General features: G+C 55.2%; 14 protein-coding genes. 8 read left to right on the plus strand and 6 right to left on the minus strand.

Going from position 1 to position 16695, the window contains the following annotated elements:
• Positions 1-83: 83 nt before the first annotated feature.
• Positions 84-737 (minus strand): multidrug efflux transporter transcriptional repressor AcrR, encoded by a 654-nt coding sequence (gene acrR, locus ACQUTD_RS06785; protein WP_072567582.1) that lies wholly within the window; start codon positions 735-737, stop codon positions 84-86.
• A 142-nt stretch (positions 738-879) separates the two neighbouring features.
• Here acrR and acrA point away from each other — a divergent pair, with 142 nt between their 5' ends.
• The 6 genes from acrA (at position 880) to ACQUTD_RS06815 (ending at position 7705) form a co-directional block, all read left to right on the plus strand.
• Positions 880-2076: a multidrug efflux RND transporter periplasmic adaptor subunit AcrA gene (gene acrA / locus ACQUTD_RS06790; RefSeq protein WP_318375864.1), complete on the plus strand. Its 1197-nt coding sequence runs from the start codon at positions 880-882 to the stop codon at positions 2074-2076.
• Between the two features lie 22 nt (positions 2077-2098).
• The gene (acrB, locus tag ACQUTD_RS06795) at positions 2099-5248 is read left to right on the plus strand and encodes a multidrug efflux RND transporter permease subunit AcrB (protein ID WP_072567580.1); all 3150 of its coding nucleotides are present in this window, start codon (positions 2099-2101) and stop codon (positions 5246-5248) included.
• A gap of 518 nt (positions 5249-5766) precedes the next feature.
• Positions 5767-6141: an Hha toxicity modulator TomB gene (tomB, locus tag ACQUTD_RS06800; RefSeq protein ID WP_072567579.1), complete on the plus strand. Its 375-nt coding sequence runs from the start codon at positions 5767-5769 to the stop codon at positions 6139-6141.
• A gap of 21 nt (positions 6142-6162) precedes the next feature.
• Positions 6163-6381, plus strand: coding sequence for an HHA domain-containing protein (locus ACQUTD_RS06805; RefSeq protein ID WP_072567578.1), 219 nt, complete (start codon positions 6163-6165; stop codon positions 6379-6381).
• Between the two features lie 182 nt (positions 6382-6563).
• The gene (gene maa, locus ACQUTD_RS06810; protein ID WP_473274101.1) at positions 6564-7130 is read left to right on the plus strand and encodes a maltose O-acetyltransferase; all 567 of its coding nucleotides are present in this window, start codon (positions 6564-6566) and stop codon (positions 7128-7130) included.
• A gap of 104 nt (positions 7131-7234) precedes the next feature.
• Positions 7235-7705, plus strand: a complete 471-nt coding sequence (locus ACQUTD_RS06815; RefSeq protein ID WP_318363256.1) for a YlaC family protein — start codon at positions 7235-7237, stop codon at positions 7703-7705.
• A gap of 25 nt (positions 7706-7730) precedes the next feature.
• Here the strand turns inward: ACQUTD_RS06815 and ykgO are convergent, their stop codons facing one another.
• The 3 genes from ykgO to ACQUTD_RS06830 form a co-directional block, all read right to left on the minus strand.
• Complete coding sequence (gene ykgO / locus ACQUTD_RS06820; protein WP_072567575.1) at positions 7731-7871, minus strand: type B 50S ribosomal protein L36; 141 nt, start codon at positions 7869-7871, stop codon at positions 7731-7733.
• A 3-nt stretch (positions 7872-7874) separates the two neighbouring features.
• Positions 7875-8135 (minus strand): type B 50S ribosomal protein L31, encoded by a 261-nt coding sequence (locus tag ACQUTD_RS06825; RefSeq protein WP_072567574.1) that lies wholly within the window; start codon positions 8133-8135, stop codon positions 7875-7877.
• Positions 8136-8290: 155 nt separating this feature from the next.
• Complete coding sequence (locus tag ACQUTD_RS06830) at positions 8291-9667, minus strand: PTS transporter subunit EIIC (RefSeq protein WP_473274096.1); 1377 nt, start codon at positions 9665-9667, stop codon at positions 8291-8293.
• 277 nt (positions 9668-9944) lie between these two features.
• Between ACQUTD_RS06830 and ACQUTD_RS06835 the strand changes: the two genes are divergently transcribed.
• Positions 9945-11144: an enolase C-terminal domain-like protein gene (locus tag ACQUTD_RS06835; RefSeq protein WP_473274094.1), complete on the plus strand. Its 1200-nt coding sequence runs from the start codon at positions 9945-9947 to the stop codon at positions 11142-11144.
• Here the strand turns inward: ACQUTD_RS06835 and ACQUTD_RS06840 are convergent.
• Positions 11141-11857, minus strand: coding sequence for a GntR family transcriptional regulator (locus tag ACQUTD_RS06840; RefSeq protein WP_072567571.1), 717 nt, complete (start codon positions 11855-11857; stop codon positions 11141-11143). The genes ACQUTD_RS06835 and ACQUTD_RS06840 overlap by 4 nt on opposite strands.
• A 92-nt stretch (positions 11858-11949) precedes the next feature.
• On the opposite strand from ACQUTD_RS06840, the gene ACQUTD_RS06845 reads away from it, so the two are divergent.
• Positions 11950-13518 carry an EAL domain-containing protein gene (locus ACQUTD_RS06845; RefSeq protein ID WP_473274090.1) on the plus strand — a complete coding sequence of 523 codons (1569 nt, stop codon included), beginning with the start codon at positions 11950-11952 and terminating at the stop codon, positions 13516-13518.
• 39 nt (positions 13519-13557) lie between these two features.
• Here ACQUTD_RS06845 and ACQUTD_RS06850 read toward each other — a convergent pair whose 3' ends face one another.
• Entirely contained in the window at positions 13558-16635 is a 3078-nt protein-coding gene (locus ACQUTD_RS06850; protein WP_473274088.1) for a beta-galactosidase, read from the minus strand.
• Between the last annotated feature and the right edge of the window lie 60 nt (positions 16636-16695).

A 16695-nucleotide genomic window follows, 5' to 3' on the forward strand; every position in this document is an offset into this window, starting at 1 on the left:
GCACGGAGAATATCACGCCCGCCAGCGACTACCTAGCGGCGCGCAAAGCCTCCAGGATAAATCCTGGCGACGGAGATTTTGTCCTAAGCGGACAGGGTACCGGGCGCTTTACACATCGTCGGGCAGAACTGGAACATCTCCAGCAAAATCGCCACGTAATCCCGCGCTTCTTTTTTGAGATCAAAGGATTGTGGCGCGAGCAACCAGTTTTCCATAATGCCGGAAATATAACTGCGCATCAGGATCGCCGCCCGACGGGTCAACAGATCTGCCGGTAACATTTTCGCTTGTATGCAGCGCTTAAGGTTTTGCTCAATACGATCGTAACTTTCAAGACATAAACTGCGCTGTGCCTGTTGCACAATTGCCATTTCACCGACAAACTCACACTTGTGATAAATGATTTCCATCATTAGCCGACGGCGTTCTTCAATAACTGTCGCCTCCAGAATATAAACCAGGATTTCCCGCAAAACTGAGAGTGGATCGTCCGGGAATTTTGCCTGATACTCAAGCTCAAGATCGCTAATGCTGGACTCTGACAGCTCCCAAATTTCACCAAATAAGTCTGACTTATTTTTGAAGTGCCAATAAATCGCGCCGCGTGTCACACCCGCCGCCTGCGCAATTTCAGCCAGCGAGGTTGAAGATACACCTTGCTGAGAGAACAATCGCATTGCCACGTCAAGAATGTGCTGACGTGTTTCTAACGCTTGTTGTTTGGTTTTTCGTGCCATATGTAGGTGATTTTACAGGAGTCAGATTTACATACATTTATGAATGTATGTAACATAGCATGACCAGAATATAAACGCAGCAATGGGTTTGTGGACGCTTGATCCATTGATCAATTTGAAATCGGATACTCGAGGTTTACCTATGAACAAAAACAGAGGGTTCACGCCTCTGGCGGTCGTTCTGATGCTTTCAGGCAGCTTAGCGCTTACAGGATGTGATGATAAACCGGCTCAGCAACAGGGTGCCGGACAGGCGCCAGAAGTTGGGATTGTGACACTCAAATCTGAACCTCTGCAAATCACCACTGAATTGCCTGGCCGTACCAGCGCGTATCGCATCGCGGAAGTCAGACCTCAGGTCAGCGGCATTATCTTAAAACGTAACTTCACCGAAGGTAGCGATATCGAAGCGGGCGTCTCGCTTTATCAGATTGATCCAGCCACCTATCAGGCCTCTTATGAGAGCGCCAAAGGCGATCTGGCGAAAGCGCAGGCCGCAGCGAAAATTGCTCAGGTTACCCTTAACCGTTATCAGAAACTGATTGGCACCAATTACATCAGTCAACAGGATCTGGATACGGCGCAGGCTGATGCGATGCAGGCCAATGCCGCTGTCGTGGCTGCGAAAGCCGCCGTTGAAACCGCGCGTATTAACCTCGCTTACACCAAAGTCACCTCCCCTATCAGCGGTCGTATTGGTAAATCCGCCGTAACGGAAGGCGCGCTGGTGCAGAGCGGTCAGGCTACCGCGCTGGCTACCGTGCAGCAGCTGGATCCGATTTATGTGGATGTCACCCAGTCGAGCAACGATTTCCTGCGTCTGAAACAAGAACTGGAAAGCGGCAAGCTGAAACAGGAAAACGGTAAAGCGAAAGTGGAACTGGTCGCCAGCAACGGTGAAAAACTGCCGCAAACCGGTACCCTCGAGTTCTCTGACGTGACCGTTGACCAGACCACCGGCTCTATTACGCTGCGTGCTATTTTCCCGAACCCGAATCATTCCCTGCTGCCGGGTATGTTCGTACGCGCTCGTCTTGAAGAAGGTGTTAACCCGAATGCGCTGCTGGTGCCTCAACAGGGCGTGACCCGTACGCCGCGCGGCGATGCGAGCGTGATGGTGGTTGGCGAAGGCGACAAAGTTGAACAGCGTCAAATCACCGCCACTCAGGCGATTGGGGATAAATGGCTGGTTACCGATGGCCTGAAAACGGGCGATCGCGTCATCGTCACCGGATTACAAAAAGTTCGTCCTGGCGCTCAGGTAAAAGTGCAGGAAGTGAAGGCTGAGACGAAAGAGCAAGCCGCAGGCGGCGCCCAGTCAGAACAGCCTAAGTCTTAACTTAAACAGGAGCCGTTAAGACATGCCTAATTTCTTTATCGATCGCCCCATATTTGCATGGGTGTTGGCGATCATCGTCATGCTGGCCGGGGGGCTTGCGATTATGCAGTTGCCGGTAGCGCAATATCCTACGATTGCGCCGCCTGCTGTAACTGTATCCGCAAACTACCCTGGCGCTGACGCTAAAACGGTGCAGGATACCGTAACCCAGGTTATCGAACAGAACATGAACGGTATCGATGGCCTGATGTACATGTCCTCAAACAGTGACTCCACCGGTTCGGTGCAGATCACCCTGACCTTTGAATCCGGTACTGACGCAGACATTGCACAGGTTCAGGTGCAGAACAAACTGCAGCTGGCGATGCCGCTGCTGCCGCAGGAAGTTCAGCAGCAGGGCGTAAGCGTACAAAAATCAGCGAGTAGCTTCCTGATGGTGGTCGGGGTGATTAACACCGATGGCTCCATGACCCAGGAAGATATTTCTGACTATGTTGCCGCCAACATGCAGGATCCGATCAGCCGTACCAACGGCGTGGGCGACGTTCAGCTCTTTGGTTCGCAATATGCGATGCGTATCTGGATGGATCCGACCAAACTGAACAACTTCCAGTTAACGCCGGTTGATGTCATTAACGCCATCAAAGCGCAAAACGCCCAGGTGGCAGCAGGTCAGTTAGGCGGTACCCCGCCGGTGAAAGGGCAGCAGCTTAATGCCTCTATCATTGCGCAGACGCGTCTGACCTCGACGGAAGAGTTTGGCAAGATCCTGCTGAAAGTGAATCCGGATGGCTCGCAGGTGCGTCTGAAAGACGTCTCCCGTATTGAGCTGGGCGGTGAAAACTACGACATTATCGCGCGCTTTAACAACCAGCCGGCTTCCGGTCTGGGGATTAAACTTGCCACCGGTGCGAACGCCCTGGATACGGCAAACGCGGTACGTGCTGAACTGGAACGCATGAAAGAGACGTTCCCGGCCGGTCTGGAAGTGGTTTATCCGTATGACACCACGCCGTTCGTAAAAATCTCCATTAACGAAGTGGTTAAAACCCTGGTCGAAGCGATCGTGCTGGTGTTCATCGTGATGTATCTGTTCCTGCAGAACTTCCGCGCCACGCTGATCCCGACCATTGCTGTACCTGTTGTTTTGCTGGGGACCTTCGCGATCCTCTCCGCCTTTGGCTATTCGATAAACACCCTGACGATGTTCGGCATGGTGCTGGCGATAGGCCTGCTGGTGGATGATGCCATCGTGGTGGTGGAAAACGTCGAACGTGTAATGACCGAAGAGGGTCTGCCGCCCAAAGAAGCCACGCGTAAGTCCATGGGCCAGATCCAGGGCGCGCTGGTCGGTATCGCGATGGTGCTGTCGGCGGTATTTATTCCGATGGCCTTCTTCGGCGGCTCTACCGGTGCGATCTATCGTCAGTTCTCCATCACTATCGTTTCCGCGATGGCGCTGTCGGTTCTGGTTGCGTTGATCCTGACCCCGGCCCTGTGTGCCACTATGCTGAAACCGGTCGCCAAAGGCGATCACGGCGAAGGCAAGAAAGGCTTCTTCGGCTGGTTCAACCGCATGTTCGATAAGAGCACCAACCATTACACCGACAGCATAGGTAATATCCTGCGCAGTACCGGTCGTTATCTGCTGCTCTATATCATCATCGTTATTGGTATGGCCTACCTGTTCGTACGTCTGCCAAGCTCCTTCCTGCCGGACGAGGATCAGGGCGTATTCCTGACCATGGTTCAGCTGCCTGCGGGCGCAACCCAGGAGCGTACACAGAAGGTGCTGGATGAGGTGACGGACTACTACCTCAAAAACGAAAAAGCGAACGTAAACTCTGTGTTTGCGGTTAACGGTTTCGGTTTTGCAGGTCGTGGACAGAACACCGGTATCGCGTTCGTTTCTCTGAAAGAGTGGGGCGAGCGTCCGGGCGATGAAAACAAAGTGGATGCGATCACCGGTCGCGCTATGGGCACCTTCTCGCAGATCAAAGATGCGATGGTCTTCGCCTTTAACCTGCCGGCGATTGTTGATCTCGGTACGGCGACGGGCTTCGACTTCCAGCTGATCGACCAGGGCGGTCTTGGCCACGAGAAACTGACCCAGGCGCGTAACCAGCTGCTCGGCGAAGTCGGTAAGCGCTCTGATGTGCTGGTTGGCGTGCGTCCGAACGGTCTGGAAGATACGCCGCAGTTTAAAATCGATATCGACCAGGAAAAAGCGCAGGCGTTGGGTGTATCCATTAGCGATATTAATACCACCCTCGGCGCGGCATGGGGCGGCAGCTATGTAAACGACTTTATCGACCGTGGTCGTGTGAAGAAAGTTTACGTCATGTCAGAAGCCAAATACCGTATGTTGCCGGAAGATATTGGCAACTGGTATGTGCGCGGTAACGAAGGGCAGATGGTACCGTTGAACGCCTTTGCCACCACGCACTGGGAATACGGCTCACCACGTCTGGAACGCTATAACGGTTTACCGTCGATGGAAATTCTTGGCGAAGCCGCACCGGGTAAAAGTACCGGTGAAGCGATGGATCTGATGGAAGAACTGGCGGGCAAACTGCCGGCAGGCATCGGTTACGACTGGACGGGCATGTCCTATCAGGAACGCCTCTCCGGCAACCAGGCCCCTGCCCTGTATGCCATCTCGCTGATTGTCGTCTTCCTCTGTCTGGCAGCGCTGTACGAGAGCTGGTCGATTCCGTTCTCGGTCATGCTGGTGGTACCGCTGGGGGTACTGGGCGCGCTCCTTGCTGCGACCTTCCGCGGTCTGGGTAACGACGTTTACTTCCAGGTGGGCCTGCTGACAACCATTGGCTTGTCGGCGAAGAACGCGATATTAATCGTCGAATTCGCCAAGGATCTGATGGAGAAAGAAGGCAAAGGCCTGATCGAGGCGACGATGGAAGCGGTACGTATGCGTCTGCGTCCAATCCTCATGACCTCGCTGGCGTTTATCCTCGGCGTTATGCCGCTGGTTATCAGCTCGGGTGCCGGTTCCGGCGCGCAGAACGCCGTAGGTACTGGCGTAATGGGCGGGATGGTCACCGCGACCGTACTGGCTATCTTCTTCGTACCGGTGTTCTTTGTGGTGGTTCGCCGCCGCTTCAGCCGCAAATCGGAAGATATTGAGCATTCCCATAAGGTTGAGCACCATTAAGCCATGATGCTTTAACAAAGGCCGCGCAAGCGGCCTTTTTCTTTTTCGCAAAAAATGATAAAACCAGCTTATTGTCTGTGCGTTTATATTATGCAACGAAAATAAGTCATATAATTCTTAAGGCTTAAGTTCACTCTTAAAAGTATGGGTAAAAATCTTAATTATTGTGAATTTTGCTGTTCAGTAAGATTATTCCTAAGCAATTTTCTTAGTCGCGAACACGGCAATAACATCCGACCAGTTAATCCCGGATAACCTAATGAAACCTAAGGATGCATTAAAGGTGCTGAAGATTTAACGCGCCCCACGGCGGTAGATTAACCATCGGAAATAACCTTACTGACAGACATAAGTTGTAATAATTGTAATTTTTCGTAATAGCGCCAGGAAATATTATTCAGTCTGGCTTATAGTTAAAATGAGACGTAAGAGCAGCTTACGCGGCAGGTCACAGTGTTGTATCCATCCCGATACGGTGTTCGGTTAGTAAAAAAAAGTCACTCAGAAGGGGATGCGTTATGGACGAATACTCGCCAAAAAGGCATGATATTGCGCAGCTGAAATTTCTTTGTGAAACCCTGTACCATGATTGCCTCGCCAATCTGGAAGAAAGCCACCATGGCTGGGTAAATGATCCAACTTCAGCAATCAATTTACAGTTAAACGAGCTTGTTGAGCATATAGCAACCTTCGCACTTAATTATAAAATTAAGTATAATGAAGATAATAAGCTGATCGCCCAAATCGATGAATACCTCGATGACACGTTTATGTTGTTCAGCAGCTACGGCATTAACACAGAAGACTTACAGAAATGGCGTAAATCAGGGAATCGCTTGTTTCGCTGTTTCCTCAATGTGAGCAGGGCTAACCCCGTTAGCCTCTCCTGTTAGAACTATTACAAAGGTGAAGTTATGTCTGATAAACCATTAACCAAGACTGATTACTTGATGCGCCTGAGGCGCTGTCAGACTATTGATACGCTGGAACGCGTCATTGAAAAGAATAAATATGAGCTGTCGGATCCGGAACTGACCGTATTTTATTCAGCGGCGGATCACCGTCTGGCTGAACTGACCATGAATAAGCTGTATGACAAAATTCCGTCGTCGGTTTGGAAATTCGTCCGTTAATCCCTGTGATGTTTTTTGAGGTTGTATCGTAGCGCTCTCCCATAGCCTTTGTCAGGCGGCTTCTCCCGACGATGAACAGCGAGTGCCCATGTGATCGCGATCACAAGCCCTCGCGAAGGTATTATCCTTTCCGGCTATCTCACTTTACGGTGTTCACTGTTAATTTTACTGGTGAGAAAGCAATGAGCGACGAGAAACAAAAAATGATAGCCGGTCTGCCCTACCGGCCATCGGATGACACCCTGCGCGCCGACCGTCTGCGCGCCAGAGAAATCATTCACCGATACAACCACTCCGCGCCAGATGAAAAAGCGGCACGTCGCGCTATGCTGGCGGAACTGCTTGGCGACAGCGGCAATGCGTATATCGAACCAAATTTCCGCTGCGACTACGGCTACAATATTTTCCTCGGCAAAGACTTCTACGCCAACTTTGACTGCGTGTTTCTGGATGTCTGCCCGATCCGCATCGGCGATAACTGTATGATCGCGCCCGGAGTACATATCTATACTGCCACGCATCCGCTGGACGCCACTGCGCGCAACAGTGGTCTGGAGTTCGGCGCGCCGGTCAGCATTGGTCGAAACGTGTGGATCGGCGGACGCGCGGTGATAAATCCTGGCGTCACCATTGGCGATAACGTGGTGATTGGCGCGGGCAGCGTGGTGATCCGCGATGTCCCGTCTGACGTGGTGATTGCCGGGAACCCGGCGCGCATCATCAAAACGCTGACGCCTGGCGCCGTCTGACTGTTATTGTTTTTTGCCGTGCGACTGTTACTTTTTTTCAGACTCTGCGGGCGCGTAAAATAGGCGGTTTCACCTGCACCTCGTCCGAATAAAAAGGGAAATAAATGACCGAGATCCAGCGGCTGCTCATGCAAACTATCGATGAGCTTAATACCCGCGAGAAACGCGACAACAGGCCGCGCTTCAGCATCAGCTTCATCCGCAATCATCCCGGATTATTTGTCGGTATGTACATCGCCTGGTTTGCCACCCTGGCGGTGATGTTGCAGTCCGAAACCCTGGCAGGCTCCGTCTGGCTGCTGGTGGTGCTCTTTGCGCTGCTTAACGGCTTTTTCTTTTTTGATGTTTATCCGCGCTACCGCTATGAAGATATCGATGTGCTGGATTTCCGCGTCTGCTACAACGGCGAGTGGTACAACACCCGCTTTGTACCGCAAACGCTGATTGACGATATCCTCAGCTCGCCTGCGGTCAGCGAGAAAGAGAAATTACAGTTACAGCAGATGATGGCCCGTAAGGGCGAGCTGTCGTTTTACGATATCTACACCCTGACGCGCAAAGAGGCGGCAAAATAATTGCCGCCCGTTTCTTCTTTATCCCTCAACGTCTTTTCTTTTTCCCCTGCACCGCTTTAAAGCGCGGGTTCGATTTGCAAATCACGTACACCCGCCCTTTACGGCGCACCAGCTGACAGTCCGGGTGACGTTGTTTTGCACTGCGTAATGAATTCAGCACCTGCATCTTTTAGTCCTTCTTAGAACTGATAAAACGACCGAAGCGCTGCTGGAATTTTGCAGCGCTGCCCTCATTGGTGAACGTCTTCTGCTTACCGGTATAGTACGGATGTGACTTTGACGACACTTCAATGGTCACATAGGGGTAGGTCTTGCCTTCAAGCTCAATTTCACGATCGGTTTTGATGGTCGATCCTACTTTGAAATATTCATTGGCGCTGGTGTCGTGGAACACCACCGTCCGGTAATGGGGATGGATATCAGCTTTCATAATGCCTCATATGTTTTGTTATAACATAACAAAATTCTATCCCGGTAATAAAAGGAATACAACTCTTTAAAGCCCATAAGGATGCGAAAGCAGGGGAGAATGAAAGAGAGGAAGTAAGCAAATGTCGGCGCGCCGTCTGGCGCACCGACGTTAACTCAGGTGTCCGGCTGATCTTTTCCGACAAGGATCGTCGTTAAGATGAAGGAGAGCACCAGCGCTATTACCACGCCTGCGAGGGCGAACATAAAGTACGGGCCGATATAGGCAGGCAGACTGAAAATGCTCGACAGAATATAGCCGTACAGCCGCACGCCAAAGAAGGCAATGAACGCCGAGGCCAGCGAACTGGCGATGGTCGCGGCGATAAAGGCTTTTTTGTAGCGCGTCAGCACGCCAAACAGCGCCGGTTCGGTGATGCCCAGCAGCGCGGAAATCCCCGCCGATAAGGTCACGGTGCGATCCTGGCGGTTTTTACTGATGCGCCAGATAGCGAAGGTAGAACCGGCAATCGCCATGTTGGCCATAAACATCATCGGCATCAGCATGTCGTAACCACGGTCGCTGAAGTTTTGCAGCGCAATCGGCGTCATCGCGTGGTGCATACCGGTGAGGATCGCCACCGGGCGGATCGCCCCGACCACCAGACCGGCAAAGCTCGACGACACGCTGAACAGCCCTTCGATAAACAGCGCCAGTCCTTTGCCGAGGTAAATACCGATCGGGCCAATCACCACCAGCGCCGCCAGCGCGCCGAGGAACAGCGTCAGCGTTGGCGTAAATACCGTTTTCAGCACGTCCGGCATTATGCTGTCCACCCAGCGGTGGATATAGCTGAGCGCCAGCACCGAGAAAATCACCGGAATGACGCTGGCAGAATAGTTAAACACCGACACCGGAATGGCGTTGAGCAGCCAGAAGGCTGTCACCGCTTCAGGCTGATGCGCCGCCAGCGCTTTTGCCGCCTCAATCAGCGACGGATACATCAGACAGGCCGCCACCGCCGCCGCCAGATATTCATTGGTTTTGAAAATTTTCGCCGCCGACACCGCAAGGAAGAACGGCAGGAAATAGAACACGCCGCTGGCGATCAGGTCGATCACCACCACGGTGTCGCTTTTCGCGGAAACCAGCTTCAGGGCGATCAGCCCCGCCAGCAGACCTTTGATCATCCCCGCCCCGGCAATCGCCGGAACAATCGGCCCGAACACGCCGGAGACGGTATCCATGAACATCGACACCAGGCTTTTCCGCCCTTTCTGCGCCGGTGCATCGGTGGTTCGATTGTCGCCGCCAAGCGTGGCCAGCATTTGCTCATACCAGCTGTTCACTTTCGGGCCGATGATGATCTGAAACTGGTCGCTCTGCAACTGCGCGCCCAGGACGCCCGGCAGTTTTTTGATTTCACCCTGATCGACTTTATTATCGTCAATGAGATCAAAGCGTAAGCGCGTCATACAGTGCCATACCTTGTTAATATTACCCTCGCCGCCCACCAGACGGATAATATTGTTAATGGCGTCTTGCGTTCCCATAAAAGCTCCTGCCGGAAGTGTTGTCGTTTTAATATCTGTCACTCATGGTAGGTAAATCGTCACCACAAAACAAACCAATAAAATATGAATTTCGTCACAATTCCTCTCTAACAGCAATCTCAAAGCGTCATATAACGAAAATTGGTATGGTATTTAATTAAAATAAATCCAAATAACTGACCAAAATATTTATAAAAAAAACGGTTTACCTTTTCCGGAAATTCAGGGGATGATAATAGCCATTACGATTCATCTGGCCTGAAAAGGAGTATTCCCTGTGACGCCAACCATTATCAAAAATATCGAATGTTTTATTACCCGCCCCGATCGCCACAATCTGGTTACCGTGCGGGTCACCACCGATAAAGGCATCACAGGACACGGATGCGCCACCTTTCAGCAGCGCCCGCTGGCGGTGAAAACCCTGGTCGACGAGTACCTGAAACCGCTGATGGTCGGGCGCGACGCCAACCATATCGAAGACGCCTGGCAGATGATGAATGTCAACGCCTACTGGCGTAACGGCCCGGCGATGAACAACGCTATTTCCGGCATTGATATGGCGCTGTGGGACATCAAAGGCCAGCTTGCCGGGATGCCGCTCTATCAGCTGCTCGGCGGTAAATCCCGCGATGCCATTCCCGCCTATTCTCACGCCAGCGGCGAAACCCTGGACGAACTCTTTGCCGCCGTCGACAAACTGGTGGCCCAGGGTTATCGCCATGTGCGCTGTCAGCTGGGTTTTTACGGCGGCACGCCAGCGAATCTGCACACCCCTGACAACCCCACGCCGGGAGCCTATTTCGATCAGCAGGAGTACATCAGTAACACGGTGGCGATGTTTGCCGCGCTGCGGGAGAAATATGGCTACCAGTTGCATATCCTGCATGATGTGCACGAGCGGCTGTTCCCGCAGCAGGCGGTGCAGCTGGCAAAACAGCTGGAGCCGTACCAGCCTTATTTTATTGAAGATATTCTGCCGCCGGCGCAAAGCGCGTGGCTGGAGCAGGTGCGGGCGCACAGCACCGCGCCGCTGGCGATGGGTGAGCTGTTTAACAACCCGGCGGAGTGGCACGATCTGATCGTCAACCGCCGCATCGACTTTATCCGCTGCCATATCTCGCAGATTGGCGGCATCACCCCGGCGCTGAAGCTGGCGGTGCTCTGCCAGGCCTTTGGCGTTCGTCTTGCCTGGCACGGCCCTGGCGATATGACGCCGATTGGCGTGGCGGTAAATACCCATCTGAATATTCACCTGCACAACGCAGCGATCCAGGAATTTATTCCCCGCTCCGCCGGTACCGATGCGGTATTCCCCGGCGCGCCGGTGGCGAAAAGCGGCTTTGTCTGTGCGCCGGAAACGCCGGGTATCGGCGTTGGTTTTGACGAGCAAAAAGCCCTCGCCAGCCCGGTGGTCTACCGCCCCCATGAGTGGACGCAAAGCCGCCTGCCGGACGGCAGCATCCACACGCCTTAACTGCCGCCCTGGCGGAAGGTCAGATTGTCGCGGTTATAAGGAATGATGTAGGTGCAGGTGTAATTGATGTCGATAATATCGCTGATCTCATACACCTGACCGCCTTCCAGAATGCCGCGGTTGCTGATATGCATCGCCGGGCTGCCCTTCTTGCAGCCCAGCAGCACCGCCTGTTCACGGCTGACGCTCACCGCGCGGTAGGTGGTCAGCAGATGGGACACCTGATAACCCTTGCTCAGCACGTACTGCTGCAATGAGCGCTCGATCACCTGCTGATTCAGATCCGGAAAATCCGCCACCGGCATACGCGACACTTCAATCTGCACCGCCTCTTCATCCACAAAACGCAGGCGGCAAAACTGCCAGATAAAGCTCTCTTCCGGCAGGCCGAAGATCTGCTGTTCATCACGGTCAGGCCGTTTTTTATGCAAGCTGATCATGCGAAAGCGGATCTGATCGAAGCGCTTTTCAGTGATCGAGTTGTACACCAGCGGATTACTGCGCGACTGTTCGTTGATCCAGATCCCCGAACCCTGGACAATACGTACCACTCCGATGCTGGCCAGTTTTTCCAGCGCCTGGCGAATGGTAAAACGCGACACGCCGTATTCGCTGGCTAACTGGCGCTCCGGCGGCAGTTTACGCGGGCCCGGCTCGCGGTTCTGATAAATTTTGCTCAGCAAATCCTGCGTCACAAACTCTTTTTTCTTCATCTGACGCATCCTGCAATAATGTATTAATTAGCCGTGATATAACGCTATCATTCCACAAGGTGTGGTGAACATCAAAACAGGGACTTTTGATTATGAACAACCGGCGGCTTATCAGCGTCATCACTGGTGTACTGCTCCTGGCGGTGCTGCTCCCCGTCGGGCTGAGCATCTGGCTGGCGCATCGTCAGGCAGAGGAAAACTTTGCCAGCGAGATGGGCAATTACGCCTCGCGGGTGGTGATGCGCACGGAACAGGTGATTGAGCAGGGCAAACGCGCGCTGGATGATATTGAAACCTTCAGCGGCAAGCCCTGCGGACCGGAACACCTGCTGGCAATGCGCCGCGTCTCCTACGTAAATCGTTATATTCAGGAAGTGATCTATCTCGACGGCTTCAGGCCGCGCTGCTCCTCTCTGGAAAGCCTGAGCACTGAAGGCATCTTTCCGGCGACTGTCAAAGTGACCCGCGACGGTTATCGCGCCTGGCTCACCACCCAGAACGACATCGGCCTGCAACGTACCATGCTGGCGCTGGGGGGTAAGCGCCATGTGGTGATGATCGATCCCCAGTCGTTGATTGACGTGCTGCCGTTCGGTAACTGGTCGATCAGCACCGCGCTGATTGGCACCGACAGCAACCAGGTGATCGCCAGCAGCTTTGCACTGACCCCTGCGCTCTGGCAGCGCCTGAAACAGAACGGCGATGAGCAGCTTAAATTCCAGGGCGCGATCTATACCATGAAGTATTACCCGCAACTGGGCGTGGCCATTGTCACTTCCGCCTCCCTCGCGCCGCTGGAAAAAAGCTGGCACCGCCAGCTGTTGATCTGGCTGCCGTTCGGCCTGTTGATGAGTCTGCTGCTGGCGCTTTTCTTGCTGCACTATCTGCGTCGTTTGCAGTCGCCGCACTATCGCATGCTGGATGCCATTAATGCCCGAAATATTGTGGTTTATTACCAACCTATAGTGGCGCTCAGTAGCGGCAGGATCGTCGGCGCAGAAGCCCTTGCCCGCTGGCCGCAAGTGGATGGCACCTTTCTCACGCCCGATGTGTTTATTCCGCTGGCGGAGAAAACCGGCCTGATGCCGCGCCTGACGCAGCTCATTATCGAAACGGTGTTTGAGGATTTGGGCAAATGGCTGCAACAGCATCCGGAAATACATATTTCTGTGAATCTGGATCCGGGCGATCTGACCTCCGAAACCCTGCCCGTGCTGCTGCGTGAACAGCTGGCGCGCTGGCAGCTCTCCCCCGCTCAGATTGCTCTTGAGCTTACCGAGCGCGGTTTTGCCGATCCGGAGATCAGCGCCCCGGCCATCGACGCGCTGCGCAAGGCAGGACACGCCATTTATATCGACGACTTTGGCACCGGCTATTCCAGCCTCAGCTATCTGCAAAACCTGAACGTTGATATTCTCAAGATCGACAAATCCTTTGTCGATGCGCTGGAGTATAAAAACGTCACGCCACAAATTATTGAGATGGCGAAAGCGCTGGATCTGGCGATGGTGGCGGAAGGCATTGAAACCGACAGCCAGCAGGCGTGGCTGCGGGAGCACGGCGTGCAGTATGGTCAGGGTTGGCTGTACAGCAAGGCGCTGCCGAAAGCGGCCTTTATTCTGTGGGCCGAAGCGAATCTGCGCACCGCTAAGCGCGAATAAATCAACGCGGGCAGTCTTGCTGCCCGCGTCAATCGGGGGTTAGCGGCGTTGCTGCCAGCTAAAGCGATAGTGCACGCGATCCTGCGCCAGAATAAATTCCGGCGACACGCTCGGACTCCAGGAATCATCCCCGCCCACGCCCATATGGAAGGCATCCAGATGCAGCCAGCAACCCGGCTCCTCGCGCAGCAGGTGGTGGTGCGTGGTCGCCTGTAACTGCGCCTGACCGTAACGGCTGAGGGCAAAGTGGAAGCGTCCGTTCAGCTGATGCGCGCCGTAGCGCAGTTCGCGGGTATCGCAGCGCAGGCCGTTATCGCCGGGGAAAATGTACGGCGTATGCAGCGCCGCCAGCGGCAGCGTCCAGCGCCCCTGGCGTGCCGCCAGTTTACGGTCCGGATAGTTTTCATGCGGCCCCAGCCCCGTCCAGCTCACCGAGGGCTCCACATCCGCCAGCTGACAAGTGATGCCAATACGCGCTGGCGGCGGCGCGTCGGTCGCCACTTCAACATCCACGTCGCCATGCAGCACGCCATAGCTGTCGATGCGCCAGCGCTTGTGGCTGATAAACAGCACTTTCCCGCCAGCCTCCCAGCAGTGGCGCGTTTCGATACAGACCTCGGCGGCGGTGCGTTCCGCAGCACAGTGCAGCAGGCGCGGCGTCATGGCGTACATTCCCGCCGCCTTCCAGCGCTCCACCCAGGCATTGGGATCGATACGCGTCACTTCGCTGACGCCGATATCGTTATCCAGCGGCGCGCGGGTGAACTGATCGCGCACCGGCGTAAGCAGCGTTGGCGTCTCCCCCTGCCACCACTGGATCAGCTCGCCAGTGGCGCGGGAGAACTGCCAGCGCTGCGTCTGATGGGTGATCACATAATCTTCATCGCTGATGGCGAGCGCAGGCGCGGTGCCGCTCGCCACCGGCGGCGCGACAAACAGCGGGGCCGGTAAGCGCCACTGATCCCAGGCGCAGAGATGATCTGCCGGTGACCAGTCCGTCGCCTCGCGCTGATAAATATCTACGTTCAGCCAGACTTCCCCCGGCGCGGCGCTCAGCGCGGGCGCATCAAGGGTAACGCGCTGCGTGCCTTCAGGGGCAATGTCCAGCGCCAGCTCGCCGGTCGCCAGCACGTCGCCATCGCGGGCAATCGACCAGCGCAGCACTTCATTATTCGCCGTGCGGAACAGGTACTCGCTGGTGATGTCGATCGCAAGCGGCGAGGTGCTCTCCAGCCGGAACCGGAAGAACTGCTGGGCGCGCTGGGCTTCATATAGCGCCGGATGCGGCGTGCGATCCGGGAACACCAGGCCGTTCATGCAGAACTGGCGATCGTTTGGCGTGTCGCCAAAATCGCCGCCGTAGGCCCAGAAGCGCTCGCCGTTATCATCGGTTTTGGTCAGCGCCTGATCCACCCAGTCCCAGACAAAACCGCCCTGTAAACGGGGATAGTCGCGGAACGCCTGCCAGTATTTGGCAAAGCCGCCGAAGCTGTTGCCCATTGCATGGGCGTACTCGCATAAAATCAGCGGGCGCTGCTCATCCGGCATGCTGAGCCATTTTTTGATCGACCATTTCGGCACCGCCGGGAACGGCTGATCCTGATCCACGCGGGCATACATCGGACAGATAATATCGGTGGCCGCAGTGTTAGCCCCGCCGCCTTCATACTGCACCGGGCGGGTCGGATCGCTGCTTTTCACCCAGCGATAGAGCGCGTCGTGACTGGCGCCATGCCCGGACTCATTGCCCAGCGACCAGATGATGATCGACGGATGGTTGCGATCCCGCTGCACCATGCGCGTCACGCGCTCGCTCATCGCCGGGAACCAGCGCGGATCGTCAGACAGGCGGCGCATCGGCACCATGCCGTGGGTTTCGATATTGGCTTCGTCCACCACGTACAGGCCGTAGCGATCGCACAGGCGATACCACAGGGGATGGTTCGGATAGTGGGAGCAGCGTACGGCATTGAAGTTATGCTGCTTCATCAGTTCGATGTCCTGCCGCATGGTCGCTTCATCAATCGCCTGACCGCGCTCCGGGTGATGCTCATGGCGGTTCACGCCGCGCAGCAGCAGCGGTTTACCGTTCAGCTTCAGCAGGCCGTTGCTGATCTCAACGTTGCGGAAGCCCACATCGCAGGCTTCCGTCTCCAGCAGTTTGCCATTGCCGTCCAGCAGCGACACCACCAGCCGGTAGAGCGCCGGATCTTCCGCGCTCCACAGGCGCGGGTTAGCCACCGGCATGCTGACGCTGAGTTTTTCCGCCCAGGCGCCGCGTTCATCAATAATCTCGCTGCCCGGCCCCTGGCTGGCCTGCGCGATAGCCTCATCGCCGCGCCACAGCGTCAGCGCCACCTGACAATCCGCATACTCCCCCGCCAGTTCAACATCCACCACCAGCTGCGCATGGGTAAAATCGGCGTTGAGATGGGTGGCGACCTGATAATCGGCGATATAGGTCGCCGGTTTGTGCAGCAGCACCACGTCGCGGAAAATCCCGCTCATGCGCCACATATCCTGATCTTCCAGATAGCTGCCGTCGCTCCAGCGCAGCACCATTACCGCCAGCCGGTTAGCGCCGGGTTTAAGACAGGCGCTGAGATCGAATTCCGCCGGCAGGCGGCTGTCCTGGGAATAGCCGACCCATTCGCCGTTGCACCACAGGTAAAATGCCGAATTAACGCCTTCAAAAATAATCCGCGTCTGTCCGGCTGCCAGCCAGCCCTCGTCCATCTCAAATGTGAGCGAGTAACAACCCGTCGGGTTCCCGGCCGGGACAACAGGCGGCGTCACCGGGATGGGATAGGTCACGTTGGTATAAATCGGCGTGTCGAAGCCCTGCATCTGCCAGTTGGACGGCACCGGTATGGCGACGGCATCGTCAAGCTCCTGCGTCAGCCACTGTTCCGGCACCGCTTCCGGCGCGGGGAAAAGACGAAATTGCCAGTCGCCGTTTAACAGCCGGCGGGACGGCGATGCCGCCTCGCGGGCCGCGTCTTTGGCGTTACGCCAGCTGTTCATCGGCGCATGGGCGGGCAGACGGTGCCACTGGGTGACGACCGGGTTTTCCCAGTCGCGGCGGGCTATCAGGGTGGATAAAGCAGATGCAGACATAGTGACCTCTGAATTTTGCGAAGCGCTCACAATTATCAGTACCATGCCTGTTTCTTCACG

The organism is Enterobacter sp. K510, assembly GCF_055804875.1.

Coding starts and splice junctions, on each gene's coding strand:
- maa (WP_473274101.1), top strand. CDS start 6,564: ATGAGCGACGAGAAACAAAAAATGATAGCCGGTCTGCCCTACCGGCCA.
- ACQUTD_RS06815 (WP_318363256.1), top strand. CDS start 7,235: ATGACCGAGATCCAGCGGCTGCTCATGCAAACTATCGATGAGCTTAAT.
- ACQUTD_RS06850 (WP_473274088.1), bottom strand. CDS start 16,635: ATGTCTGCATCTGCTTTATCCACCCTGATAGCCCGCCGCGACTGGGAA.
- acrB (WP_072567580.1), top strand. CDS start 2,099: ATGCCTAATTTCTTTATCGATCGCCCCATATTTGCATGGGTGTTGGCG.
- ACQUTD_RS06825 (WP_072567574.1), bottom strand. CDS start 8,135: ATGAAAGCTGATATCCATCCCCATTACCGGACGGTGGTGTTCCACGAC.
- ykgO (WP_072567575.1), bottom strand. CDS start 7,871: ATGCAGGTGCTGAATTCATTACGCAGTGCAAAACAACGTCACCCGGAC.
- acrR (WP_072567582.1), bottom strand. CDS start 737: ATGGCACGAAAAACCAAACAACAAGCGTTAGAAACACGTCAGCACATT.
- ACQUTD_RS06840 (WP_072567571.1), bottom strand. CDS start 11,857: ATGAAGAAAAAAGAGTTTGTGACGCAGGATTTGCTGAGCAAAATTTAT.
- tomB (WP_072567579.1), top strand. CDS start 5,767: ATGGACGAATACTCGCCAAAAAGGCATGATATTGCGCAGCTGAAATTT.
- ACQUTD_RS06845 (WP_473274090.1), top strand. CDS start 11,950: ATGAACAACCGGCGGCTTATCAGCGTCATCACTGGTGTACTGCTCCTG.
- ACQUTD_RS06830 (WP_473274096.1), bottom strand. CDS start 9,667: ATGGGAACGCAAGACGCCATTAACAATATTATCCGTCTGGTGGGCGGC.
- ACQUTD_RS06805 (WP_072567578.1), top strand. CDS start 6,163: ATGTCTGATAAACCATTAACCAAGACTGATTACTTGATGCGCCTGAGG.
- acrA (WP_318375864.1), top strand. CDS start 880: ATGAACAAAAACAGAGGGTTCACGCCTCTGGCGGTCGTTCTGATGCTT.